This is a genomic window from Pseudomonas sessilinigenes (assembly GCF_003850565.1).
GTDB classification, from domain to species: Bacteria; Pseudomonadota; Gammaproteobacteria; order Pseudomonadales; family Pseudomonadaceae; genus Aquipseudomonas; species Aquipseudomonas sessilinigenes.
Genome location: NZ_CP027706.1, coordinates 6,326,690 through 6,352,270 on the forward strand (window position 1 = coordinate 6,326,690; position 25,581 = coordinate 6,352,270).

Below are 25,581 nucleotides of genomic sequence, written 5' to 3' on the forward strand. Positions count from 1 at the left end.
TCGCGGCCCGCCCGACTCGTTCGGTGCGGGCCGCAGGCCCACCGATTTCCATTAGCCACGCCCGCTCACGCGGGCCAACGAAGAACTTTGAACCATGGCCACTATCCACGTAGACGGCAAAGCGCTCGAAGTCAACGGTGCGGACAACCTGCTACAGGCTTGTCTGTCACTCGGCCTCGACATCCCCTATTTCTGCTGGCACCCGGCGCTCGGTAGCGTCGGCGCCTGCCGGCAGTGTGCGGTCAAGCAGTACACCGACGAGAACGACACCCGCGGTCGTATCGTCATGTCCTGCATGACCCCTGCCTCCGACGGCACCTGGATCTCCATCGAAGACGAGGAGTCCAAGGCGTTTCGCGCCAGCGTCGTCGAATGGCTGATGACCAACCACCCGCACGACTGCCCAGTGTGCGAGGAAGGCGGTCACTGCCACCTGCAGGACATGACGGTAATGACCGGCCACAACGAGCGCCGCTACCGTTTCACCAAGCGTACCCACCAGAACCAGGAGCTCGGCCCGTTCATCGCCCACGAGATGAACCGCTGCATCGCCTGCTATCGCTGCGTGCGCTACTACAAGGATTACGCTGGCGGCACCGACCTGGGTGTCTACGGCGCCCACGACAACGTGTACTTCGGTCGCGTCGAAGATGGCGTGCTGGAAAGCGAATTCTCCGGCAACCTCACCGAGGTCTGCCCGACCGGTGTGTTCACCGACAAGACCCACTCCGAGCGCTACAACCGCAAGTGGGACATGCAGTTCTCGCCGAGCATCTGCCATGGCTGCTCCAGCGGCTGCAACATCAGCCCCGGCGAGCGCTACGGTGAACTGCGACGCATCGAGAACCGCTTCAACGGTTCGGTCAACCAGTACTTCCTCTGCGACCGTGGCCGCTTCGGTTATGGCTACGTCAATCGCAAGGACCGCCCTCGCCAGCCACGCCTGGCCGACGGCACCCAGCTGAACCTGGACCAGGCCCTGGACCAGGCTGCCGACCTGCTGCGCGGACGCAACATCGTCGGTATCGGCTCGCCACGCGCCAGCCTGGAAAGCAACTATGCGTTGCTGGAACTGGTCGGCGCCGAGCACTTCTACTCTGGCATCGAAGCCAGCGAGCTGGAGCGCATCCGCCTGGCGATGCAAGTGCTCAAGGACAGCCCGCTGCCGATTCCCAACCTGCGTGAAGTCGAAGACCACGACGCGGTGTTCGTCCTCGGCGAGGACCTGACCCAGACCGCCGCCCGCATGGCACTGGCCCTGCGCCAGTCGGTCAAGGGCAAGGCCGAGGAAATGGCCGACGCCATGCGCGTCCAGCCATGGCTCGACGCCGCGGTGAAGAACATCGGCCAGCACGCGCTGAACCCGCTGTTCATCGCCAGCCTGGCTGCAACCCGCCTCGACGACGTCGCTGAAGAGTGTGTGCACGCCGCTCCCGACGACCTGGCCCGCATCGGCTTCGCCGTGGCCCACGCCATAGACGCCAGCGCGCCGGCAGTGGAAGGCCTGGACCGCGAAGCCCAGGAACTGGCCCAGCGCATCGCCGATGCCCTGCTGGCAGCCAAGCGCCCGCTGATCGTGTCCGGTACCTCCCTGGGCTCCAAGGCACTGATCGAGGCCGCGGCCAACATCGCCAAGGCCCTGAAGCTGCGCGACAAGGCCGGCTCCATCAGCCTGGTGGTGCCAGAGGCCAACAGCCTCGGCCTGGCCATGCTTGGTGGCGAATCGGTGGACGCGGCCCTGCAAGCGGTGATCGACGGCCGTGCCGACGCCATCGTGGTCCTGGAAAACGACCTGTACACCCGCACCGACGCCGCCAAGGTGGATGCCGCATTGAGCGCCGCCAAGGTGGTGATCGTGGCCGACCACCAGCAGACCGCTACCGTGGAACGCGCGCACCTGGTGCTGTCCGCAGCGAGCTTCGCCGAAGGCGATGGCACCCTGGTCAGCCAGGAAGGCCGCGCCCAGCGCTTCTTCCAGGTCTTCGACCCGACCTACCTGGACGCCAGCATCATGGTCCACGAAGGCTGGCGCTGGCTGCACGCCCTTCGCAGCACCCTGCTGAACAAGCCGGTGGACTGGACCCAGCTGGACCAGGTAACCGCTGCCTGCGCCGCGAGCAACACGCAACTGGCCAGCATCGTCGATGCCGCGCCGTCCGCTGCGTTCCGCATCAAGGGCATGAAGCTGGCCCGCGAACCGCTGCGCTACAGCGGCCGGACCGCCATGCGCGCCAACCAGAGCGTGCACGAACCGCGTACTCCGCAAGACCCGGATACCGCCTTCGCCTACTCCATGGAAGGTTACTCGGGCTCCGCCGAGCCGCGTTCGCAAGTGCCATTCGCCTGGTCGCCGGGCTGGAACTCGCCGCAAGCCTGGAACAAGTTCCAGGACGAAGTCGGCGGCCACCTGCGCGCCGGTGATCCGGGTACCCGCCTGATCGAAAGCCAGGGCGATCGCCTGAGCTGGTTCGCCAGCGCACCGAAGGCCTTCTCCCCGGCCCAGGGCACCTGGCAGGCCGTGCCGTTCTACCACCTGTTCGGCAGCGAGGAGAACTCCTCGAAGGCCGCTCCGGTACAAGAACGCATTCCAGCCGCCTACGTGGCCCTGGCCAAGTCCGAGGCCGACCGCCTGGGTGTCAACGATGGCGCCATGCTCGCGTTGAACCTGGCTGGCCAGACCCTGCGCCTGCCACTGCGGATCAACGAAGAGCTGGGTGCTGGCCTGGTGGCCTTGCCAGTCGGTCTGGCCGGGATTCCTCCGGCGTTCGCAGGCTTTTCCGTTGACGGTCTGCAGGAGGCGGCGCAATGAGTTGGTTTACCCCTGAAGTGATCGACGTGATCCTCACGGTCGTCAAGGCGATCGTCATCCTGCTGGCGGTGGTGATCGCCGGTGCGCTGCTGAGCTTCGTCGAACGTCGCCTGCTGGGCTGGTGGCAGGACCGCTACGGTCCGAACCGCGTTGGCCCGTTCGGCATGTTCCAGATCGCTGCCGACATGCTGAAGATGTTCTTCAAGGAAGACTGGACCCCGCCGTTCGCCGACAAGGTGATCTTCACCCTGGCACCGGTGGTGGCCATGAGCGCCCTGTTGATCGCCTTCGCGATCATCCCGATCACCCCGACCTGGGGTGTCGCGGACCTGAACATCGGCCTGCTGTTCTTCTTCGCCATGGCTGGCCTGTCGGTCTACGCGGTGCTGTTCGCCGGCTGGTCGAGCAACAACAAGTTCGCCCTGCTGGGCAGCTTGCGTGCCTCGGCCCAGACCGTGTCCTACGAAGTGTTCATGGGCCTGGCGCTGATGGGCATCGTGGCCCAGGTCGGTTCGTTCAACATGCGCGACATCGTCGAGTACCAGGCGCAGAACCTGTGGTTCATCATTCCGCAGTTCTTCGGCTTCTGTACCTTCTTCATCGCAGGCGTGGCCGTGACTCACCGTCACCCCTTCGACCAGCCCGAAGCGGAACAGGAACTGGCCGACGGTTACCACATTGAATATGCCGGCATGAAGTGGGGCATGTTCTTCGTTGGCGAATACATCGGCATCATCTTGATCTCGGCACTGCTGGTCACCCTGTTCTTCGGTGGCTGGCACGGTCCGTTCGGCATCCTGCCGCAACTGTCCTTCGTCTGGTTCGCTTTGAAAACCGCGTTCTTCATCATGCTGTTCATCCTGCTGCGCGCCTCGATCCCGCGCCCACGCTATGACCAGGTGATGGACTTCAGCTGGAAGTTCTGCCTGCCGCTGACCCTGATCAATTTGCTGGTGACCGCTGCGCTCGTGCTCTACAACGCGCCAGCCGTTGCGGCCCAGTGAGGATTTGACCCATGTTCAAATATATTGGCGACATCGTGAAGGGTACTGGTACCCAGTTGCGCAGCCTGGTCATGGTCTTCGGCCATGGCTTTCGCAAGCGCGACACCCTGCAATACCCGGAAGAGCCGGTGTACCTGCCGCCCCGCTACCGTGGTCGCATCGTACTGACCCGCGATCCCGACGGCGAAGAGCGCTGCGTAGCCTGCAACCTGTGCGCGGTGGCCTGCCCGGTGGGCTGCATCTCGCTGCAAAAAGCTGAAACCGAAGACGGTCGCTGGTACCCGGACTTCTTCCGCATCAACTTCTCGCGCTGCATTTTCTGTGGTCTCTGCGAGGAAGCCTGTCCGACCACCGCGATCCAGCTGACACCGGATTTCGAGATGGCCGAGTTCAAACGTCAGGACCTGGTTTACGAGAAGGAAGATCTGCTGATCTCCGGTCCCGGAAAGAACCCTGATTACAACTTCTATCGTGTTGCAGGTATGGCCATTGCCGGTAAGCCCAAAGGCACCGCGCAGAACGAAGCCGAGCCGATCAACGTGAAGAGCTTGCTGCCTTAAGGAAGAACGATGGAATTCGCTTTCTATTTCGCGTCAGGTGTTGCGGTGGTCTCCACGCTTCGTGTGGTGACCAATACCAACCCTGTGCACGCCCTGCTCTACCTGATCATTTCGCTGATTGCCGTGGCGATGACCTTCTTCAGCCTCGGCGCGCCGTTCGCCGGAGCCCTGGAAGTGATCGCCTACGCCGGCGCCATCATGGTGCTGTTCGTATTCGTGGTGATGATGCTCAACCTCGGTCCGGCTGCCGTCCAGCAAGAGCGTATCTGGCTCAAGCCGGGCATCTGGATCGGGCCGGTGATCCTCGCTGCCCTGCTGCTGGCCGAACTGCTGTACGTCCTGTTCAGCCACCAGAGCGGTGCCGGTATCGGTCAAACCACCGTAGGCGCCAAGGCCGTGGGCATCAGCCTGTTCGGTCCTTACCTGCTGGTGGTCGAACTCGCCTCGATGTTGCTGCTCGCCGCAGCCGTCACGGCGTTCCACTTGGGCCGCAACGAGGCGAAGGAGTAATACGATGCCTACTATCCCTCTCGAGCATGGGCTGGCGGTTGCCGGCATCCTGTTCTGCCTCGGTCTGGTCGGCCTGATGGTCCGCCGTAACATCCTCTTCGTGTTGATGAGCCTGGAAGTGATGATGAACGCCTCGGCACTGGCCTTCATCGTCGCTGGCGCCCGCTGGGCGCAGCCGGATGGACAAGTGATGTTCATCCTGGTGATCAGCCTGGCAGCCGCCGAGGCCAGTATTGGCCTGGCGATCCTGCTGCAGCTGTATCGCCGCTTCCACACTCTCGACATCGATGCTGCCAGTGAGATGCGCGGATGAACCTTCTCTTCCTGACTTTCGTCTTCCCCCTGATCGGCTTCCTGCTGCTGTCGTTCTCCCGCGGGCGGTTCTCGGAGAACCTGTCCGCGCTGATCGGCGTAGGCTCGGTAGGCCTCTCGGCCGCCACCGCCGCCTACGTGATCTGGCAGTTCAATGTCGCCCCGCCAGCAGGCGGCGCGTACAGCCAGCTGCTATGGCAGTGGATGTCGGTGGACGGCTTCGCGCCGAACTTCACCCTGTACCTGGATGGCCTGTCGGTGACCATGCTCGGCGTGGTCACCGGCGTCGGCTTCCTGATCCACCTCTTCGCGTCCTGGTACATGCGTGGCGAAGCCGGCTACTCGCGGTTCTTCTCCTACACCAACCTGTTCATCGCCAGCATGCTGTTCCTGATCCTCGGCGATAACCTGCTGTTCATCTACTTCGGTTGGGAAGGCGTGGGCCTGTGCTCGTACCTGTTGATCGGTTTCTACTACAGCAACCGCAACAACGGTAACGCCGCACTCAAGGCCTTCATCGTCACCCGTATCGGCGACGTGTTCATGGCCATCGGCCTGTTCATCCTGTTCCAGCAACTGGGCACCCTGAACGTCCAGGAACTGCTGGTGGCAGCGCCGCAGAAGTTCCAGGCAGGTGACTTCTGGATCACCCTGGCGACCCTGATGCTGCTCGGCGGCGCGGTCGGTAAATCGGCCCAGCTGCCGCTGCAGACCTGGTTGGCGGACGCGATGGCAGGCCCGACCCCGGTTTCGGCACTGATCCACGCCGCGACCATGGTGACCGCGGGTGTCTACCTGATCGCCCGTACCCACGGCCTGTTCACCCTGGCGCCGGAAATCCTGCACCTGGTGGGCCTGGTCGGCGGCGTGACCCTGGTACTGGCCGGCTTCGCCGCGCTGGTACAGACCGACATCAAGCGCATCCTCGCCTACTCGACCATGAGCCAGATCGGCTACATGTTCCTGGCCCTGGGCGTGGGTGCCTGGGATGGCGCGATCTTCCACCTGATGACCCACGCCTTCTTCAAGGCCCTGCTGTTCCTGGCCTCCGGTGCGGTGATCGTGGCCTGCCACCACGAGCAGAACATCTTCAAGATGGGCGGCCTGTGGAAGAAACTGCCCCTGGCCTACGCCAGCTTCATCGTCGGTGGTGCGGCCCTGGCGGCCCTGCCTCTGGTGACCGCCGGCTTCTACTCCAAGGACGAGATCCTCTGGGAAGCCTTCGCCAGCGGCAACCAAGGCCTGCTGTATGCCGGCCTGGTGGGTGCGTTCATGACCTCGCTGTACACCTTCCGCCTGATCTTCATCGCCTTCCACGGTGAAGCCAAGACCGAAGCCCACGCCGGCCACGGCATTTCCCACTGGCTGCCGCTGGTGGTGCTGATCGTGCTGTCCACCGGTATCGGCGCGATGATCACTCCGCCCCTGCACGACGTGCTGCCTCTGAGCGCCGGCCATGCTGGCGGCGAAGCCAAGCACAGCCTGGAAATCGCCTCGGGCGCCATCGCCCTGGCCGGTATCCTGCTGGCTGCCCTGTTGTTCCTTGGCAAGCGTCGCGTGGTAACCGCCATCGCCAACAGCGGCATCGGGCGTCTGCTCTCGGCCTGGTGGTTCGCCGCCTGGGGCTTCGACTGGATCTACGACAAACTGTTCGTCAAGCCATACCTGGCGATCAGCCATGTACTGCGCAAGGACCCGCTCGATCAGACCATCGGTTTGATCCCGCGTATGGCCAAGGGGGGCCACAACTCCCTGAGCCGTACCGAAACCGGTCAACTGCGTTGGTACGCCGCTTCGATGGCCGCCGGTGCCGTGCTGGTCATCGGTGCCATTGTGCTGGTAGCGGTCTGATATGAACCTTGCGAACTTGCGAAAGGAATTGAGCCCGTCATGATTCTGCCTTGGCTAATCCTGATCCCCTTCATCGGCGGCCTGCTGTGCTGGCTGGGTGAGCGCTTCGGCGCCACCCTCCCCCGCTGGATTGCGCTGTTGACCATGACCCTGGAACTCGCCCTCGGCCTCTGGCTGTGGGCCCACGGTAACTATTCATTTGCTCCGGCGCCTGGCGCCGATCCAACTTGGGCCATCGAGTTCAAGCACCAGTGGATCCAGCGCTTCGGCATCAACGTGCACCTGGCCCTGGACGGCCTGTCGCTGTTGATGATCCTGCTGACCGGCCTGCTGGGTATCCTCTCGGTACTCTGCTCCTGGAAAGAAATCGAGCGTCACGTGGGCTTCTTCCACCTGAACCTGATGTGGATCCTGGGCGGCGTTGTCGGCGTGTTCCTGGCGCTGGACCTGTTCATGTTCTTCTTCTTCTGGGAAATGATGCTGGTGCCGATGTACTTCCTCATCGCGCTCTGGGGTCATAGCTCGGCCGATGGCAAGAAGACCCGGATCTACGCGGCGACCAAGTTCTTCATCTTCACCCAGGCTTCCGGCCTGATCATGTTGGTGGCGATCCTGGGCCTGGTGCTGGTCAACTTCAACAACACCGGGGTGATCACCTTCGATTACGCCCAGTTGCTGAAGACCAAGATGTCCACCGCCACCGAGTACATCCTGATGCTCGGCTTCTTCATCGCCTTCGCGGTGAAGCTGCCGGTGGTGCCGTTCCACTCCTGGCTGCCTGACGCTCACGCCCAGGCACCGACCGCCGGTTCCGTGGACCTGGCCGGTATCCTGCTCAAGACCGCGGCCTATGGCCTGCTGCGCTTCGCCCTGCCGTTGTTCCCCAACGCTTCGGCGGAGTTCGCACCGATCGCCATGACCCTGGGCCTGATCGGCATCTTCTACGGTGCCTTCCTGGCCTTCGCCCAGACCGACATCAAGCGCCTGATCGCCTTCTCCAGCGTGTCCCACATGGGCTTCGTGCTGATCGGCATCTACTCCGGCAGCCAGCAAGCCCTGCAAGGCGCGGTGATCCAGATGCTGGCCCACGGTGTTTCGGCAGCCGCGCTGTTTATCCTCAGCGGCCAGCTGTACGAGCGCACCCATACTCGCGACATGCGTGAAATGGGCGGCCTGTGGTCGCGTATCGCCTACCTGCCGGCCATCAGCCTGTTCTTCGCAGCCGCCTCCCTGGGCCTGCCGGGCACCGGCAACTTCGTCGGCGAGTTCCTGATCCTGATCGGTACCTTCGTCAGCGCGCCATGGATCACCGCGATCGCCACCTCTGGCCTGGTGTTCGGCTCGGTCTACTCGCTGATCATGATCCACCGTGCCTACTTCGGCCCGTCCAAGTCGGATGCGGTGCTGCACGGCATGGATGCTCGCGAACTGATCATGGTGCTGGGACTGGCGGTACTGCTGATCTACATCGGCGTGTACCCGCAACCGTTCCTCGATACCTCTGCCGCCACCATGCATGGCGTGCAGCAATGGCTCAGCACCGCCTTCACTCAACTCGCTTCGGCCCGGTAAGAGCGCTATGGACTTTACGATTCAACACTTTATCGCCCTGGCGCCGCTGTTGATCACCAGCGCCACCCTTGTGGTGGTGATGTTGGCGATCGCCTGGCGTCGCAACCACTCCCAGACCTTCCTCCTCTCGGTGGCGGGTCTGAACCTGGCATTGCTGTCGATCTTCCCGGTGCTGAAAGTGGCACCCTTGGCGGTCACGCCGCTGTTGCAGATCGACCAGTTCGCCTGCCTGTACATGGCCCTGATCCTGGTGGCCACCCTGGCCTGCGTCACCCTGGCCCACGCCTACCTGGGCGATGGTGGCAGCGGTTACCCGGGCAACCGCGAAGAGCTGTACCTGCTGATCCTCCTGGCCGCCGCCGGTGGCCTGGTGCTGGTCAGCGCGCAGAACCTGGCCGGCCTGTTCATCGGCCTGGAACTGCTGTCGGTACCGGTCTACGGCCTGGTGGCCTATGCCTTCTTCAACAAGCGCTCCCTGGAAGCCGGCATCAAGTACATGGTGCTGTCGGCCGCCGGCTCGGGCTTCCTGTTGTTCGGCATGGCCCTGCTCTACGCAGAAGCCGGCAGCCTGAGCTTCAGTGGCATCGGCCATGCCCTGGCGGCCACCGGCCTGCCAAGCCCGCTGGCGCAACTGGGCCTGGGCATGATGCTGATCGGCCTGGCGTTCAAGCTGTCGCTGGTGCCCTTCCACCTGTGGACCCCGGACGTCTACGAAGGAGCCCCGGCTCCGGTGGCGGCCTTCCTGGCCACCGCCAGCAAGGTCGCGGTGTTCGCCGTGCTGGTGCGCTTGTTCCAGCTGTCGCCAGTGGCCAGCAGCGGCGTCCTGAGCAACGTCCTGACCGTGATCGCCATTGCCTCGATCCTGGTGGGTAACCTGCTGGCACTGACCCAGAGCAACCTCAAGCGCCTGCTGGGTTACTCGTCCATCGCCCACTTCGGTTACCTGCTGATCGCCCTGGTGGCGAGCAAGGGCCTGGCGATGGAAGCCATCGGCGTGTACCTGGTCACCTACGTGATCACCAGCCTCGGCGCCTTCGGCGTGATCACCCTGATGTCCTCGCCCTACAAAGGTCGCGACGCCGACGCCCTGTACGAGTACCGCGGCCTGTTCTGGCGCCGTCCGTACCTGACCGCCGTGCTCACCGTGATGATGCTGTCCCTGGCCGGTATCCCGCTGACCGCGGGCTTCATCGGCAAGTTCTACATCATCGCCACCGGTGTCGAAGCGCACCAATGGTGGCTGGTAGGCTCGCTGATCCTGGGTAGCGCCATCGGCGTGTTCTACTACCTGCGCGTGATGGTCACCCTGTACCTGATCGAGCCGAACCTGCGTCGCGTCGATGCCCAGCTGCACTGGGAACAGAAAGCCGGTGGCGTCATGCTGCTGGCCATCGCGGTGCTGGCGTTCTTCCTCGGCGTGTACCCGCAGCCACTGCTGACCCTGGTCCAGCATTCCGGCCTGGCGGGCTGATCGCCCAAGCGACAACGCTCCACACAGAACGGCACCTTCGGGTGCCGTTTTGCATTTCCGGCGCCCCGCCCTCCCCTCTTCCCAAGCACCGCCGCCGAGGTGATGAATATCCGCCAGCAACTCAACCTCTCGCGCTCGGTATTCGCCATGTCCCTGCGCACCAACACCCGTACCCTGGAGAACTGGGAACAGGGCCGCGCTACCCCCAATGCCCAGGCCACTACCCTGATACGCCTGGTGGAGCGCTATCCCGACACGGTGTAACGCCTCGCTTCGCTGGCCTGAGCCAGCAGGCAGCATTCAACAGGCAACAAAAAACCCGCGCCAGGCGGGTTTCTTGTTGTAGCGAACGTCGGCTCAGTCAGCCAGGCGCCAGGTAGTGCCGCCCTTGCCATCTTCCAGGATCACGCCCATGGCGGTGATCTGGTCGCGGATTCGGTCGGATTCGGCCCAGTCCTTGTTGGCACGAGCCGCCAGGCGAGCCTGGATAAGCGCCTCGACCTGCTCTGCATCGACCCGATCACCAGCACCGGCCTGCAGGAAGTCCTCGGCCTCCAGCTGCAATACGCCCAGCACATCGGCCAGTTGCCGCAAGCGGGCCGCCAGGCCAGCCGCCGCATCGAGGTCGCTCTCACGCAGGCGGTTGATCTCGCGCACCATCTCGAACAGCACGGCACAGGCTTCCGGGGTACCGAAGTCGTCGTTCATCACCTGGGTGAAACGCTCGACGAAGGCCTCGCCGCCGGCAGGGGCCACTTTCGGCAGGCCCTTGAGCGCGTGGTAGAACCGCTCCAGGGCGCCCTTGGCGTCCTTGAGGTTGTCTTCCGAGTAGTTGATCGCGCTGCGGTAGTGGCTGGACACCAGCAGGTAGCGCACCACCTCCGGATGGTACTTGTCGAGCACGTCGCGAATGGTGAAGAAGTTGTTCAAGGACTTGGACATCTTCTCGCCGTTGATGCGAATCATGCCGCAGTGCATCCAGGCATTGGCGTAGGTCTTGCCGGTGGCTGCCTCGCTCTGGGCGATCTCGTTCTCGTGGTGCGGGAACTCCAGATCGCTGCCACCGCCATGGATGTCGAAGGTCTCGCCCAGGCAGCAGGTGGACATCACCGAGCACTCGATATGCCAGCCCGGACGCCCGGCGCCCCACGGCGACTCCCAGCTCGGCTCGCCCGGCTTGGTGGCCTTCCACAGGACGAAGTCCAGCGGGTCCTGCTTGGCTTCGTCGACCTCGATCCGCGCACCGATGCGCAGGTCCTCGATCTTCTTGCGCGACAGCTTGCCGTAGCCCATGAACTTGGCGACGCGGTAGTACACGTCACCATTGCCAGGCGCGTAGGCATAACCCTTGTCGATCAAGGTCTGGATCATGCTCAGCATGCCAGGGATATGATCCGTGGCCCGTGGCTCCAGGTCCGGCTTCTTGATGTTCAGCCGGGCCTCGTCCTCGTGCATGGCCGTGATCATGCGCTCGGTCAACGCGTTGTACGGCTCGCCGTTCTCCCGTGCCCGATTGATGATCTTGTCTTCGATATCGGTGATGTTGCGCACGTAGGTCAAGTTGTAGCCGCTGAAACGCAACCAGCGGGTCACCAGGTCGAAGGCGACCATGCTGCGGCCGTGGCCGATGTGGCAGTAGTCGTACACGGTCATCCCGCACACGTACATGCGCACATTGTTGCCATCCAGGGGCTTGAAGACTTCTTTGCTCTTGGTGAGCGTGTTGTAGATCGTTAGCACGTTAGTTCCTTGACTGAATCACTGACCCCAGGAGTCGCGCAGGGTCACGGTACGGTTGAATACCGGGGCACCTGGTTTCGAGTCCTTGATATCCGCGCAGAAGTAGCCTTCGCGCTCGAACTGGAAACGGTCCTCCGGCTGTGCGTTGCCCAACGAGGGTTCGGCACGACAACCAGTGAGCACTTGCAGGGAGTCAGGGTTGATGTTGTCCAGGAAACTGGCGCCGTCCTCGGCCTTCTCCGGGTTCGAGGAACGGAACAGGCGATCGTACAGGCGTACTTCGCACTCGACGCTGGCGGCGGCCGGCACCCAGTGGATCACGCCCTTGACCTTGCGGCCCTCCGGGTTCTTGCCCAGGGTGTCCGGATCGTAGGAGCAGCGCAGTTCGACGATGTTGCCGTCGGCATCCTTGATCGCCTCGTCGGCGCGGATCACGTAGCTGCCACGCAGGCGCACTTCACCGGCCGGCTCCAGGCGCTTGTAGCCTTTTGGCGGCTCTTCCATGAAGTCGTCGCGATCGATGTAGATTTCACGGGCGAATGGCAGCACGCGCACGCCCATGTCTTCTTTCGGGTGACGCGGCAGCTCGAGGTTCTCGACCTGGCCTTCCGGGTAGTTGGTGATCACCACCTTCAACGGGCGCAGCACGCACATGGCACGCGGGGCGCTCTGGTCGAGGTCGTCACGGATGCTGAACTCCAGCATGCCGAAATCCACCACGCCGTCGGAACGGTTGGTGCCGATCATCTCGCAGAAGTTACGGATCGACTTGGGGGTGTAGCCACGACGGCGGAAGCCCGACAGGGTCGACATGCGCGGGTCGTCCCAGCCGTTGACGTGCTGCTCGTCCACCAGTTGCTTGAGCTTGCGCTTGCTGGTGATGGTGTAGTTCAGGTTCAGGCGGCTGAACTCGTACTGGCGCGGTTTGCACGGCACCGGCAGGTTGTCCAGGAACCACTCGTACAGCGGACGATGGCTTTCGAACTCCAGGGTGCAGATCGAATGGGTGATGCCTTCGATGGCGTCCGACTGACCGTGGGTGAAGTCGTAGATCGGGTAGATGCACCACTTGTCACCGGTCTGGTGGTGATGGGCATGGCGAATGCGGTAGAGGATCGGGTCGCGCAGGTTCATGTTCGGCGAGGCCATGTCGATCTTGGCCCGCAGTACGCGTTCACCATCCTTGAACTCGCCGGCCTTCATGCGGGCGAACCAGTCCAGGTTCTCTTCCACCGAGCGCTCGCGGAACGGGCTGTTCTTGCCCGGCTCGGTGAGGGTGCCACGGTATTCCTTGGCCTGCTCGGGAGTCAGGTCGTCGACATAGGCCTTGCCCGCCTTGATCAGCTCCACCGCCCAATCGTGCAACTGGTCGAAATATTGCGAGGCATAGCGCACTTCACCGGCCCACTCGAAGCCCAGCCACTTGACGTCGCGCTCGATGGCGTCGATGTACTCCTGGTCTTCCTTGGCCGGGTTGGTATCGTCGAAACGCAGGTGGGTGACGCCGCCGAATTCCTGGGCCAGGCCGAAGTTCACGCAGATCGACTTGGCATGACCGATGTGCAGGTAGCCGTTGGGCTCCGGCGGGAAGCGGGTCACGATCTGAGAGTGTTTACCCGAATCCAGGTCCGCCTGGATGATCGGGCGCAGGAAGTTGACCGGTACGGCCGGTCCAGTCTTGGAATTGGAGGTAGGGTCGACAGTGGGCTTGCTCATAGGATCCTTGAACGTACAAGTGCGCGGCCGGATGCGGCCTGATAAATCAAAACGGATATCATAGCCGATGCTGTCAAGTGCCTGACAGAGCGCAGCTTTAAAACTGCGGCTATTAATAGCAGGCAAGTTAAAAAACCACCTCGAAATTCGCGGCTCTCAGGCTAAACTGCGCTCCTTGGCCGCAGGATGCGCCAGATCGGTCCGGACCGCTTGCCTGTCCCGGCCCCGAAGATTTCTTGAAAACGCTTTCCTTATAAAGAGTACCGACCATGACCCAAGTCAAACTGACCACCAACCACGGCGAGATCGTGCTGGAACTGAACGCCGAGAAAGCCCCGTTGACCGTGGCCAACTTCGTCGAATACGTGAAAGCCGGTCACTATGAAAACACCGTCTTCCACCGCGTCATCGGTAACTTCATGATCCAGGGCGGTGGTTTCGAACCTGGCATGAAAGAGAAGAAAGACAAGCGTCCAAGCATCCAGAACGAAGCGGACAACGGCCTTTCCAACGACAAGTACACCATCGCCATGGCCCGCACCATGGAGCCGCATTCGGCCTCCGCGCAGTTCTTCATCAACGTCACCGACAACAGCTTCCTCAACCACAGCGGCAAGACCGTGCAGGGCTGGGGCTACGCAGTATTCGGCAAGGTGATCGCCGGTACCGAAGTGGTCGACAAGATCAAGGGCGTGGCCACCACCATGAAGGCCGGCCACCAGGACGTACCCGCAGAAGACGTGATCATCGAGAAAGCCGAGATCATTGAGTGATACTGCTGATTTCAGACCTGCATCTGGAAGAGCAACGCCCGGACATCACCCGGGCGTTTCTGGATTTACTCGGTGGCCGCGCCCGCGGCGCCGAGGCGCTGTACATCCTCGGCGACTTCTTCGAGGTATGGATCGGCGACGATGCCATGACCCCCTACCAGCTTTCTATCTGCCAGGCATTGCGGGAACTGAGCGACAGCGGTACGCAAGTCTTCCTGATGCATGGCAATCGCGACTTCCTGCTCGGCAAGGCCTTCTGCAAGGCCGCCGGCGCCACCCTGCTCAAGGACCCCAGCGTCGTCGAGTTCTACGGCGAACCGGTGCTGCTGATGCACGGTGACAGCCTGTGCACTCGGGACGAGGCTTACCAGCGCATGCGCCGTTACCTGCGCAACCCGCTGAGCCTGTGGATCTTGCGAAACCTGCCACTGCGCACCCGGCACAAGCTGGCACGCAAGCTGCGCAACGAAAGCCGGGCGCAGACCCGCATGAAGGCCAACGATATTGTCGATGTGACCCCCGACGAAGTACCGAGGGTGATGCAACAGCACGGTGTACGCACCCTGGTGCATGGCCATACCCATCGTCCGGCGATCCACAAGCTGCAAATCGGCGAGCAAGCGGCCAAGCGCATCGTACTGGGCGACTGGGATCGACAGGGTTGGGCGTTGCAAGTGGATGAACAAGGCTTCCACCTGGCGGCCTTCGACTTCATGCCCTGCGTACCGGCCCTGCCCGACTCACCCTAGGCACTTGCTGCCCGGGTGATGGAGCCGACTGGCCAAGAGCCGGTTGAACCGGTGACGGACTCAACGAGCTCTTGGCTGGCACCCGGCCTTGGCCAGGCCTCAGTGCCCGGCCGATGCCGGCCCCGCCTTGGCGGCGAACGGCGGCTTGGCCAGCCACACCAGCAGGATCAGCCCCATGAAACTCCAGCCCAGCAACGTGAAGTAATCCACCGTGGACAGCATGTAGGCCTGGCTGGTGAGGATCTGGTCAAGTTGTGCATAGGCCTTGGTGCTCGCCCCGCCCAGGCTGCTCAAGGCATCCCGGGTGGCCGGATCGAAGGTGCTGATGTGCTCGCTCAGATAGGCATGGTGCTGGTCCGCCCGGCGAATCCAGATCCAGGTGGTCAGCGATGCCGCGAAGCTCCCGCCCAGGGTCCGCAGGAACGTCGCCAGGCCGGCGCCATCGGCAATTTCGTGGGGCGGCAGGTCCGACATCAGGATGCTCAGGGTCGGCATGAAGAACAGCGCCACGCCAATACCCATGAACAACTGCACCAGGGCGATGTGCTGGAAGTCCACCTCGTTGGTGAAGCCGGCGCGCATGAAGCAGCTCAGGCCAATGGCCAGGAACGCCAGGCCGGCGAGCAGGCGCAGGTCGAACCGGTGGGCGTACTTGCCGACGAAGGGCGACATCACGACCGGCAGGATCCCGATCGGCGCAACGGCCAACCCGGCCCAGGTGGCGGTGTAGCCCATCTGGGTCTGCAACCATTGCGGCAGGATCAGGTTGATCCCGAAGAACCCGGCATACCCCCCTACCAGCACGATGGTGCCGATCCGGAAGTTGCGGTGGGCAAACAGCCGCAGGTTGACCACCGGGTGTCGATCGGTCATTTCCCAGATCACGAAGACCGCCAGGGCGATCACCGAGACCAGCGTGCCGATAATGATGAAGCTGGACTCGAACCAATCCAGGTCGTTGCCCTTGTCGAGCACGATCTGCAACGCCCCGACCCCGACGATCAGGCTGAGCAGGCCGATGTAGTCCATCGGCTGGCGACTGGTGACCACCGGCCGCGCCTTGAGCTGCTGCATCACCACCCAGGCGGCGAACAACCCGATGGGGATGTTGATGAAGAAGATCCAGGGCCAACTGTAGCTGTCGGTGATCCAGCCCCCCAGGATCGGCCCGGCGATCGGTGCCACCACCGTGACCATCGCCAGCAATGCCAGGGCCATCCCCCGTTTCGCCGGAGGGTACACGGCAATCAGCAGGGTCTGGGTCATTGGATAAAGAGGACCGGCCACCACTCCCTGCAATACCCGAAAGCCCACCAGCTCGGGCATCGAGGTGGAAATACCACACAGGAACGAGGCCAGCACGAACAGCAGCGTGGCCCAGATGAACAGCTTCACTTCACCGAAACGTCGGCTCAGCCAGCCGGTCAACGGCAAGGCGATAGCGTTGCTCACGGCGAACGAGGTAATCACCCAGGTGCCCTGCTCCGAGCTCACGCCCAGGTTGCCGGAAATGGTCGGCAACGCCACGTTGGCGATAGTGGTGTCGAGCACTTGCATGAAGGTTGCCAGCGACAGGCCGATGGTACTCAGCAGGAGGCTGGGGGGCGTGAAAGAGGCATTATTGCTCATCGCGAATCCCTTGGAACTGGACAGGCGCCTCGGTCGCTAGGCGCAACCGAGACTGGCGGATTGGCGAATCAGCGCTTGGCGGTCTTGCCGAGGGTCGCGCTGTTGTCGTGGATCAGGCGCGCAATCAAGGCATCGGCTTCGCCCAACTGACGGTCGTAGACGTTGGTGCTGAAGGAAGCCTGCTGCGGTGGCTGCTGGGCCAGGACCGGACCGCTCTGGTCCCGCAGGTTGACGTTGACCACCGTCGACAGGCCAACCCGCAGCGGGTTCTTGGCCAGCTCCTCGGCATTGATATGAATGCGCACCGGCACCCGTTGCACGATCTTGATCCAGTTACCGGTAGCGTTTTGCGCCGGTAGCAGGGAGAAGGCACTGCCAGTACCGGCACCGAGACTGTCGACCGTACCGCTGTACTTCACATCGCTGCCATAGATATCCGCCTCGATGTCCACCGGCTGGCCGATGCGCATGTCGCGCAATTGGGTTTCCTTGAAGTTGGCGTCGATCCACAGCTGGTCCAGGGGAATCACCGCCATCAGGGCCGTACCCGGCTGGACCCGCTGGCCCAACTGCACGGTACGCTTGGCCACATAACCGGTAACAGGCGCGATCAGGGTGCTGCGGGCATTGTTCAGGTAGGCCTGGCGCAGTTGCGCAGCGGCCGACTGTACATCCGGATGGTTGGAAACCACGGTGTCGTCCACCAGGGCGTTGGTGGTGGCAAGTTGCTGCTGGGCATTGGCCAGGGCATTTTGCGCAGTGGTCAGGTCATCCCGGGCATGGGACAGCTCCTCCTGGGAAATCGCTCCGCTGGCCGCCAGGTTCTTGCGGCGGCTGAAGTTGTCCTGGGCTTTTTGCACCTCGGCCTTCTGCGCCGCCACCTGGGCCCGCATGCCATCGACATTGCTGTACAGGCCGCGCACCTGGCGCACGGTACGGGCCAGGTTGGCCTCGGCGCTCTGCAGGCCGACCTGGGCATCGTTAGGGTCGAAGTTGATCAGCACCTGGCCTTCGTGCACCAGGTCGCCATCATCGGCACCAATGCTGACCACGGTACCGGTGACCAGCGGAGTGATCTCCACCACGTTGCCATTCACATAGGCATCGTCGGTGTTCTCGTTCCAGCGGCCATAGAGTTCATGCCAGGCGAATACGCCCAATCCGCCCAGGATGACGATAGCGGTCAACCCCAGGAGCATCATCTTGCGCTTGCGCGGATTGGCGTTGTCCGGAGTGCTTGCAGTGTTTTGAGTGTCGGCGTTAGCCATGACAAATACCTCGAATTATGGAGTCTGCAGGACGGCGGTCGGGCTGGCCGAAGCCAGGTTCTGGGCATCGAAGCCGCCCCCCAGGGCTTGCATCAACTGGATCGACAGATCGATCTGCTGGGCATTGAGCGTGGCCAACTGGCGCTGGGCCTGCAGCAGTTGCTGCTCGATGCTCAGCACATCCAGATAGTTGCCAATGCCGGAGCCGTAGCGCTGGACCACGGTGTCGTAGGAGTCCTGGGCAATATCGGTCGCATGTTGCTGGGCACCGATCTGCCGCCCGATGTCGCGCAACTGGGCAACGCTGTCGCTGACATCCCCCAGGGCCGTCACCAGGGTCTTGTTGTATTGGGCTACCGCCAGGTCATAGTCGGCATCCCGGGCGTCGAGACTGGCCCGCAGGCGACCGCCATCGAAAATCGGCAGCGAGACCGTCGGGGCGATAGTGAAGAACCGGCTGGCCGAGCCGAACATCGCGTCTCCCAGCAACGACTCGGCACCGGCGCTGGCGCTCAGGTTGAGGTTGGGATAGAAGCGGGTCTTGCTGGCATCGATGTCCTTGCTCGCTGCCTCCACACGCCAACGGGCCGCCACCAGGTCGGGACGACGGCCCAACAACTCGGCGGGCAGGGTCGATGGCAAGGCCACGGCACTGGCTTGCAGGACTTTCGGCCGGCTGATCTCGTCAGCCCGGCCCGGGCCTTTGCCCAGCAGCACGGCCAGGGCGATCTTCGCGCTCTGCAGTTGTTTTTCAGCATCGATCAGGCTGGCCTGGGCACCAGCCTCCAGACTCTCGGTCTGTTGATACTGGTATTGACTGTCGATCCCGGCACTCAGGCGCCGCTGGCTGAGTTCCAACATCTGCCGGGTACGCTTGAGATCCTCGGCGGCCAGGTCATGGACAATATGGGCATGCCCCAGGTCGCTGTAGGCGCGGGCGACATCGGCGGCCAGGGTCAGGCTGGCGGCCTGGCGATCGACCTCGGCGGCCCGGGCCTGGCCCAATGCGGCTTCCCAAGCGGCACGCTGGCCACCCCAGAGATCGAAGTTGTAGTTGAAGCTGGCGCTGATGTTACGCACCGTGGAGTAGGCACCACCCTGGCCACGCGGGTCCTGGTCACGAGCCAGGCGCGAACGGCTGGCACCGGCCTTGGCATCCAGGGTCGGCATTCTTTCAGCATCGGCAGCGTAGGCGGCAGCGCTGGCCTGGTGGGCCCGGGCACTGGCGATCTGCATATCCGGGCTGTCCCGCAGGGCTTCCTGGATCAGGCCGTCGAGCTGGCTGTCGCCCAGGCTCTTCCACCAGTCGCCGCGGGGCCAGGCCGCTGGCGACAGCGACACACCATTCAGGGCCTTGCCGGTGGCCAGGCTTTGCGCCGACAGGCTCACACCCTCGGTATCCAGGCCGCTGTAGTTGGCGCAACCGGCCAGGCTCATGGCCAAGAGCACCAGGCTGACACGCGTGCGCAAGACTTTACTGCTCATTTAGCACCTACCCGCTGGATGGTGATCGGGTCACCCGCTGCCAGCAAAATTTTCTTCAGGATCTGCTCTAGCGTGCCCAGCTCCTCGGGCGTGATCGCCCCCACCAACTGGTTCATCGCTTCGGCACCGATGTGCGGCAACCGATCCGCCAGCTTGCGTCCTTCTTCCGTGAGTAACAGTTGCACCTGGCGCCGATCGCCTTCCGAGCGTTTGCGGGCAAGAAAATCCTTTTGTTCCAGGCGGTCGAGCATGCGGGTCATCGAGCCGCTGTCCAGCGACAGGTGACGGCACAGCTCGGCCGGGGTATCGACATCGAACTGCGCCATGATGATCAGCACCTTGAACTGCGCGGCCGTGATGCCATGGGGTTCCATGTGGGTGTCGATGATCCGGTCCTTGAGCAAGGCCGCACGTCCCAGCAGCAACCCGAGATGGCAATTGTGAAAGTTGTCCGGCTGGAAATGCTTCATCTGACCACCGTTAGCTGCCTAGGCAGGGATAATGTGTCGAGATGTTACTGCCTAGGCAGCGAATGTCAACGTAATAATTAGCATGCTCTTTATTTTCAGGATGAACGCAAGCTCACAGTGGCCAGGAACCACTGCGCGAGCCCTCAGGGAAATGCAATCGAGAAAGAGCCCTGGGGCCGCCGCACTGCGGATCGATACAGGTCCTGTGGACCTTGGCGCATGCGGCGGCGACAGGGAGCGCGAGGCTAGAAGTCGCGTTTGTAGAAGATGTCCAGGGAGCTGGCGAAGCCGCTCGCGGCCTCCAGGTAGACCTTCTTGCTCAACTTGTAGCGCAGGGCAATGGTGCTGGCTGGCTCGAAGACGCCCACACCGTAGCGCAGGCTGAGCTTCTCGGAGATGCTGCCACTGGCCACCACGCTCGTCGCGTTACCAGAGCCCTGGGTGTCCAGTTGGAAGTCCTGGATCCCCAGGTTCTTGGCGATACCGCCGGTCAGCTCCGCACTCCCCATCAAACCCAGGCCAAGGGCGGCCTGGGCCAGCATGTTGTTGTCTTCGCCGTTGGAGCTCAGTGGCCGCCCCAGTACCAGATAAGACAGGGCCTGCTCCTGGCCCATGGCCGGTTCGGAGAAGATCTGGGTCGTCGGCTGTTCGGCGCTCCCGCTCAAGCGAATCCCGGCAATCACATTGTCGGTCTGGCGCACCGCCTCGATATCCAGGTACGGCTGGTCGATCGGCCCGGCGAACAATAGCCGCGCCCGCCGCACGGTCAGGCGCTGGCCGTAGGCGCGATAACGTCCATCGTTGAGCCACAGCTCGCCGCGGGTATCCAGGTTGTCGCCAATATGCACATGACCTTGCAGGTTGGCGGTCAGGCCGAAACCGGAAAACGCCAGCTTGTCCTGGCCGACCTCCACATCGATGTTCATCGCCATGGCCATGGGCGCCTTGCCCTCGACGGCCTGCTGGCCAACGATCACCGTGTCATCGGAAACCTTGACCGTCGATGGCGGCAGTTCACGCACGGTGATCTGTCCCTTGGGGATCAGGACCTTGCCGACGACCGCCAGCTTGTTGTCCTGCAACGAGATTTTCAGGTCGGGCGCCACTTCCAGCGCGGCATAGGGCTCGACCGTCACCGGCAGTTGGGTCCCCTTGAGATTCAGGTCCACCAGCAGTTCGCGGCCCCAGGCGATATTGCCGTTCAGGCTGCCCTGCCCGTTCTTGCCGCCTTTCCAGCCGCCATCCAGGCGTACGCTCTCCCCCATGATCTGCGCCGTAAGCTGCAAATCCTCGAGGCTGGTGGGCAGCTCGGAACCGGAGACCTGGCCTCCAGTCAGCTGCAAATTGCCATTGACCTGCGGAGCCAGGAGGCTGCCGGACAAACGGCCACTGCCATTCAAGCTGCCGCTGAGCTTCTCCACCATGGGCACGAAGGGCCGCGCCACGGACAGGTCCAACCCGCTGAGGCGAAAGTCACCCGATAGCGGCTTGTTCTTGGGTAATGGATTGATCTGGGCCTGGACCATCAGCTCCCCGAGCTTGCCACCGACGAACTGCAACTGGGTGTCGATGCGCCGTGGAGCCAGGCGGGCGTCGAGCTTGAGGGCCTGATAGGGAAAGTCCAGCCATTGGTCCTTGTCCTTGACCCGCAAGGTACCGCCACTGGCATCCAGCAGGATCTGCCCCTTCGGGCCGCTGGCCGGCAAGTCCAACTGCACATCGGCGTTGAGCAGGCCCTTCCAGGCAAAGTCCTTGGGCAACCACTGGGCCAGGCTGTCGATGGGGAAGCGCTTGAGGTGATAGCGCAGTTTCGGGTCGGGCATCAGCCGCTGGTCTTCGCCACACAGGCTGGCGTCACCGCTGATCCAGCAATGGGCACCAAAGTTGAGCGTGCCGCTGGCCAAGCGCTCCAGCTTGGCCGGGCTTTGCAAGGCCCAGTCCTGGCCACCGCTGTGCACTTCGCCGCTGGCCAGGCGCCCACGCCAGTTCCCCTGGTCCAGGGCGCCGTCCAGGCCCAGGGCCAGTTTCAATAGCGGACCTTGCAGGTCCAGTTGCAGCTTCTGCTTCTTGATATCGCCCTGGCCCGACAGGGTCAGGGTGCCCAGGGAAGTCTCTGCGACCTGGATCCCGCCACCCTTGAGATCGAGCTGGGCCTTCTGCCCGGCATCGAGGCTGGCATCGAGCTTGAGGCTCTGCAGATGGTTATCGGCAAAGGCCAGTTGCTGCCCGGAAAGATCCACCTTGCCCTGCGGGGCCTTGAGGGTTCCTGCCAGGTCGAGTCGACCGTTGAGCTGGCCACGCAACTGCGGCCAGAGCTGGCCCAGGCGCGGCATCTTGATATCCAGCTGGCCACTGATTTTCTGCTGCAGGCTCGCCGAGCCATTGACCCGGTTGTCCCCGAGGCGAATGTCCAGGTTGCCCAGTTGCCATTGCTCCCCTGCCCCATCGGCCTTGGCCAGCAGCACCGCAGGCTGGCCGCGCAGGCGTCCCTTGAGGTCCAGGTCGGCATTGAGCTTGAGTTGCTGGTTCTTCAGTTCGCCCTGGCTGCGCAACGGGCCGGCCAGGGTACCGGGCAGCTCGGCCAGCCAGTAGGCAGGGTTGATCGCCGATAGTTCCAGGGCCGTATCCCAGGCCACACCGTCGGCAAATTGCAGGTTCAGGTGCCCTTCGGCCTTGCCCTGGCCGGCAATGAGTTGCAATTGCGGCAGGTAGAGCTTGCCCAGGTCGCCACTGAAGGGGCTGGCCAGGCTGAAAGCCCCCGCCGGACCATCCAGGTCGCCCTTGAAGTTGCCCAGGTAATTGCCATCGCGATATGCCACCTCGGCGTTGAACTTGCGCAACGCCACGGCCGGTTCGTCGATCGACGGATAAAGGCGATGCCAGGGGAAATCCAGCCAGGCCAGCCGGGCCTCGGCAGCGAACCCTTCGGTCCAATCCAACTGCCCGTCGAGCCTGAGGCTTTGCTTGTCGTTGGCCACCAGCTCCAGCGTCGAGATCTGCGCGCCCTTGGCGTCGACCTTGCCTTGCAACGACAAGGCCACGGGCCCCTGCTCAGCTGGCAGGCTGGCCTTGCCTTCAAGCAGGTAGCCATTGTGCAGGTCGCCCTTGCCGGTGAGTTCCAGCTGGTTCAGTTGCAACGTGTCCGGCAAGTCGGCACTGGCCTTGAAGCCATCGGCAGTGATCCGCACCTGGGCCGGCAGGTTCTGCACCAGGGGTTGCAGCTCGCCCGTCAGCCGTCCTTGCAGGTAACCGCTACTGTCGGCGTGCAGCGTGAGGGTCTTGAGCAGCTCGCCGTCGACCTTCAAGGCCAGGTTCCAGGGGTCTTTGCCAGGGGCTGGCAGGCCCAGCCTGCCCTCGGCCGCCAGGGGCCAGCCGCCACTGGGTTGCAGCAGGCCGGACAGCTCCAGGCTCAGGTCGTCACGCTGCAAATGCAACGTGTCGATGCGCATGCCCTCGCCCGTCCAATGCGCCGACAATTGCAGCCCCTTGAGTTGCTCGCTGCCATCGAGCAACAGGCTGCCGACCCGGACCTGGCCCAGCTCGATGGCCAGCGGCAGACGCAACTCCGGCAGGCTGATGGGCCCGGAGCTGTCGTCGCTACCGGGAGCGAACTGCAGGCTGACCTGCTCGGCCTCCAGGCGTTCGATGCACAGGGCCATGCGCAACAGGCAGGCGGGGGACCAGGCGAACTGCACCGTATTGATCTCGACCCGGTTGCCATCCAGTTCCCACAGCAGGCGCTCGGCGTGCCATTGGCCACCCAGGCGCCCCTCGAAACGATCCACGCTCAGCCCCGGCACCTGGCCCAGGGCCCAGCGACTGCCGGCCTGGGTCCCGAGAATGGAGGCCAGTACCAGGATGCTCAGGATCACCAGCGCAAGGATCGCCAGCAACGTTATTTTCAAACCACGCGTCAAAGCTCTGGCCCCATGGAAAAGTGCAAACGTATGCCGCCGTCGTCATTCATGGCGTGAGCCAGGTCGACACGGATCGGACCGACCGGCGACACCCAGCGCACACCGACCCCGACCCCGGTCTTCAAGCTCGGCAGCTCCAGTTTGTCGAAGGAGTTGCCCTGGTCGATGAACGTCGCGATCCGCCATTTTTCAGCAACGGAGTACTGATACTCGACGCTGCCGGCCATCATGTAGCGGCCACCGATACGGTCGCCCCGGGAGTTTTTCGGTGACAGGCTCTGGTAGTCGTAGCCTCGCACGCTCTGGTCGCCACCGGCGAAGAAGCGCAGGGATGGCGGTATCGACTTGTAACCGTTGGTGGCACTGCCGCCGAACTGGATCCGCCCGAGCAAACGGTGATCGTCCCAGACGGTGGTCAGGCCCTTGAGCAGGACCGTGCCGTACAACAGGTTGGTATCGGAGCCCAAGCCTTCCTTGGCCAGCTTGGTATCGAACTGGATGCGGTAGCCATTGTGGGGGTCGATGCGGTTGTCACTGCGCAGGTACGAATAGGTGAGGCCCGGCATCAGCAGGTTGCTCAAGCCCGAGTCGTCGCCCAACCGGTACTCTTCCCGTTGGTACTTGAGCGATACCACTCGCTGCCAGCCACTGGGCAACTTGCTGTGCCATTCAGGCCCCAGGGTCACCAGCTTGCTCAGGGTGTCGGTACCGGAAATTTCTTCGTTCTGGTACCCGCCGGCAAAGCGCAGCTTGTCGGTCAATGGTGGGTCCAGCGGAATGTCGTACCACAGGCCGACGTTCTGCCGCGGCTGGGAAACCTCGGCTTCCCAACCGTAGCTGTGGCCTTGCGGGTTGACCCAGTGCCGGGTCCAGTTGGCCTTGACCCGGGGCCCGACGTCGGTGGAGTAGCCCAGGCCCAGGCCCATGGTCCTTGGCTTGCGGGTTTCGAGCTGGACGGCCACCGGGATCACCTCGTGCTCGGCGGCGGTGGGCGCGGCGTCTACCCTCACCCCCTCGAAATAACCACTGGATTGCAGGGCGCGGTTGAGATCGGCGATCAGCTCGGAGTCATAGGGCGTTCCGGATTTGAACGGCACCATGCGCCGCAGCAGGTCTTCATCGAACAGCGAATCCCCGCTGAAGCTCACCTTGCCCAGGGCGTAGCGCGGCCCGCTGTCGTAGACCAGCTCGATATCCGCCACACCGGCCTGGGGGTCCACCCGCAGTTGCTGGCGAGTAAAGCGCCCACTGAAAAAGCCATAGCGCGAAGCCTGGTTCTGGATCAGGCGCTTGGCATCTTCATAGCGCCCATGGTTGAGCACCGAGCCAGGCTTGAGCTGCTCGCTGTCGGGCGTACGAAAGGACTTGAAGGAGGCTGCCGGGCCTTCGACACGAATGGTCACATCCCGCAGGTGCACCGGCTCGCCAGGGTCGATGCGCAACAGCAGGCGCGGCTTGTCGCCGCCCCGCACTTCGCTGGAGATCAATGGCTGGTAGTAGCCCAGGGCCTGGGCGGCTTTCTTGGCTTGCTCCTCAGCACCCCGGCTGAACCTCAGCAGGGCTTCTTCATCTCGATCACCAAGATCGCCGATATAACCTTCGATATTGGCCTTAAGCTCATCGTTGGCAGGTTTTACCCTGACAGCCAATTCGCTCTGCGCCAGCGCCGCACAGCTTGTGAACAACAGCAAAAAGCCGCTGGTAAATCTTCCGGAAAACTTCATAGGCGCGGATGCTATCACGAG

Annotated in this window: 18 protein-coding genes and 1 pseudogene; 11 read left to right on the forward strand and 8 right to left on the reverse strand. The window is 63.1% G+C overall.

The annotated features are described in order from the left end of the window. Positions 1 to 94: 94 nt before the first annotated feature. The 9 genes and pseudogenes from nuoG to C4K39_RS28990 form a co-directional block, all read left to right on the forward strand. On the forward strand, positions 95 to 2,809 hold the full coding sequence (nuoG, locus tag C4K39_RS28950) for an NADH-quinone oxidoreductase subunit NuoG (RefSeq protein WP_124348075.1): 2,715 nt from the start codon (positions 95 to 97) through the stop codon (positions 2,807 to 2,809). Further along, a complete protein-coding gene (nuoH, locus tag C4K39_RS28955; protein ID WP_022639650.1) occupies positions 2,806 to 3,813 on the forward strand; it encodes an NADH-quinone oxidoreductase subunit NuoH in 1,008 nt (335 codons plus the stop codon). Before nuoG ends, nuoH begins: the two co-directional genes overlap by 4 nt. An 11-nt stretch (positions 3,814 to 3,824) precedes the next feature. Beyond that, complete coding sequence (gene nuoI, locus C4K39_RS28960) at positions 3,825 to 4,373, forward strand: NADH-quinone oxidoreductase subunit NuoI (RefSeq protein ID WP_022639651.1); 549 nt, start codon at positions 3,825 to 3,827, stop codon at positions 4,371 to 4,373. 9 nt (positions 4,374 to 4,382) lie between these two features. After that, positions 4,383 to 4,883, forward strand: coding sequence for an NADH-quinone oxidoreductase subunit J (gene nuoJ, locus C4K39_RS28965; RefSeq protein ID WP_068582499.1), 501 nt, complete (start codon positions 4,383 to 4,385; stop codon positions 4,881 to 4,883). 4 nt (positions 4,884 to 4,887) lie between these two features. Then, a complete protein-coding gene (gene nuoK, locus C4K39_RS28970; RefSeq protein WP_022639653.1) occupies positions 4,888 to 5,196 on the forward strand; it encodes an NADH-quinone oxidoreductase subunit NuoK in 309 nt (102 codons plus the stop codon). Continuing rightward, positions 5,193 to 7,046, forward strand: coding sequence for an NADH-quinone oxidoreductase subunit L (gene nuoL, locus C4K39_RS28975; RefSeq protein WP_124348076.1), 1,854 nt, complete (start codon positions 5,193 to 5,195; stop codon positions 7,044 to 7,046). The genes nuoK and nuoL overlap by 4 nt, the downstream gene beginning before the upstream one ends. Positions 7,047 to 7,085: 39 nt before the next feature. Then, positions 7,086 to 8,618, forward strand: a complete 1,533-nt coding sequence (gene nuoM / locus C4K39_RS28980; protein ID WP_068582505.1) for an NADH-quinone oxidoreductase subunit M — start codon at positions 7,086 to 7,088, stop codon at positions 8,616 to 8,618. Positions 8,619 to 8,625: 7 nt separating this feature from the next. Next, positions 8,626 to 10,089: an NADH-quinone oxidoreductase subunit NuoN gene (nuoN, locus tag C4K39_RS28985; RefSeq protein WP_068582507.1), complete on the forward strand. Its 1,464-nt coding sequence runs from the start codon at positions 8,626 to 8,628 to the stop codon at positions 10,087 to 10,089. A gap of 75 nt (positions 10,090 to 10,164) precedes the next feature. Then, positions 10,165 to 10,353: pseudogene (locus C4K39_RS28990) on the forward strand (helix-turn-helix domain-containing protein); the annotation flags it as partial. Between the two features lie 93 nt (positions 10,354 to 10,446). Here C4K39_RS28990 and cysS read toward each other — a convergent pair. Further along, a complete protein-coding gene (gene cysS / locus C4K39_RS28995; RefSeq protein WP_124348077.1) occupies positions 10,447 to 11,829 on the reverse strand; it encodes a cysteine--tRNA ligase in 1,383 nt (460 codons plus the stop codon). 18 nt (positions 11,830 to 11,847) lie between these two features. After that, positions 11,848 to 13,545: a glutamine--tRNA ligase/YqeY domain fusion protein gene (locus C4K39_RS29000; RefSeq protein WP_068582514.1), complete on the reverse strand. Its 1,698-nt coding sequence runs from the start codon at positions 13,543 to 13,545 to the stop codon at positions 11,848 to 11,850. Positions 13,546 to 13,814: 269 nt separating this feature from the next. Here C4K39_RS29000 and C4K39_RS29005 point away from each other — a divergent pair, with 269 nt between their 5' ends. Both C4K39_RS29005 and lpxH read left to right on the forward strand, forming a co-directional pair. Further along, positions 13,815 to 14,318 carry a peptidylprolyl isomerase gene (locus C4K39_RS29005; protein WP_068582517.1) on the forward strand — a complete coding sequence of 168 codons (504 nt, stop codon included), beginning with the start codon at positions 13,815 to 13,817 and terminating at the stop codon, positions 14,316 to 14,318. After that, entirely contained in the window at positions 14,315 to 15,067 is a 753-nt protein-coding gene (gene lpxH / locus C4K39_RS29010; RefSeq protein WP_124348078.1) for a UDP-2,3-diacylglucosamine diphosphatase, read from the forward strand. Before C4K39_RS29005 ends, lpxH begins: the two co-directional genes overlap by 4 nt. Positions 15,068 to 15,166: 99 nt before the next feature. Here lpxH and C4K39_RS29015 read toward each other — a convergent pair whose 3' ends face one another. The 6 genes from C4K39_RS29015 to C4K39_RS29040 form a co-directional block, all read right to left on the reverse strand. Beyond that, the gene (locus tag C4K39_RS29015; protein ID WP_068595721.1) at positions 15,167 to 16,696 is read right to left on the reverse strand and encodes a DHA2 family efflux MFS transporter permease subunit; all 1,530 of its coding nucleotides are present in this window, start codon (positions 16,694 to 16,696) and stop codon (positions 15,167 to 15,169) included. A gap of 68 nt (positions 16,697 to 16,764) precedes the next feature. Continuing rightward, on the reverse strand, positions 16,765 to 17,964 hold the full coding sequence (locus C4K39_RS29020) for an HlyD family secretion protein (protein WP_068582558.1): 1,200 nt from the start codon (positions 17,962 to 17,964) through the stop codon (positions 16,765 to 16,767). Positions 17,965 to 17,979: 15 nt separating this feature from the next. Continuing rightward, positions 17,980 to 19,449: an efflux transporter outer membrane subunit gene (locus C4K39_RS29025; protein ID WP_124348079.1), complete on the reverse strand. Its 1,470-nt coding sequence runs from the start codon at positions 19,447 to 19,449 to the stop codon at positions 17,980 to 17,982. Further along, entirely contained in the window at positions 19,446 to 19,919 is a 474-nt protein-coding gene (locus C4K39_RS29030) for a MarR family winged helix-turn-helix transcriptional regulator (RefSeq protein ID WP_068582552.1), read from the reverse strand. Before C4K39_RS29030 ends, C4K39_RS29025 begins: the two co-directional genes overlap by 4 nt. 245 nt (positions 19,920 to 20,164) lie before the next feature. After that, positions 20,165 to 23,836: a translocation/assembly module TamB domain-containing protein gene (locus C4K39_RS29035; protein ID WP_124348080.1), complete on the reverse strand. Its 3,672-nt coding sequence runs from the start codon at positions 23,834 to 23,836 to the stop codon at positions 20,165 to 20,167. After that, positions 23,833 to 25,560 (reverse strand): autotransporter assembly complex protein TamA, encoded by a 1,728-nt coding sequence (locus C4K39_RS29040; protein ID WP_068582545.1) that lies wholly within the window; start codon positions 25,558 to 25,560, stop codon positions 23,833 to 23,835. The genes C4K39_RS29035 and C4K39_RS29040 overlap by 4 nt, the downstream gene beginning before the upstream one ends. Positions 25,561 to 25,581: the final 21 nt, after the last annotated feature.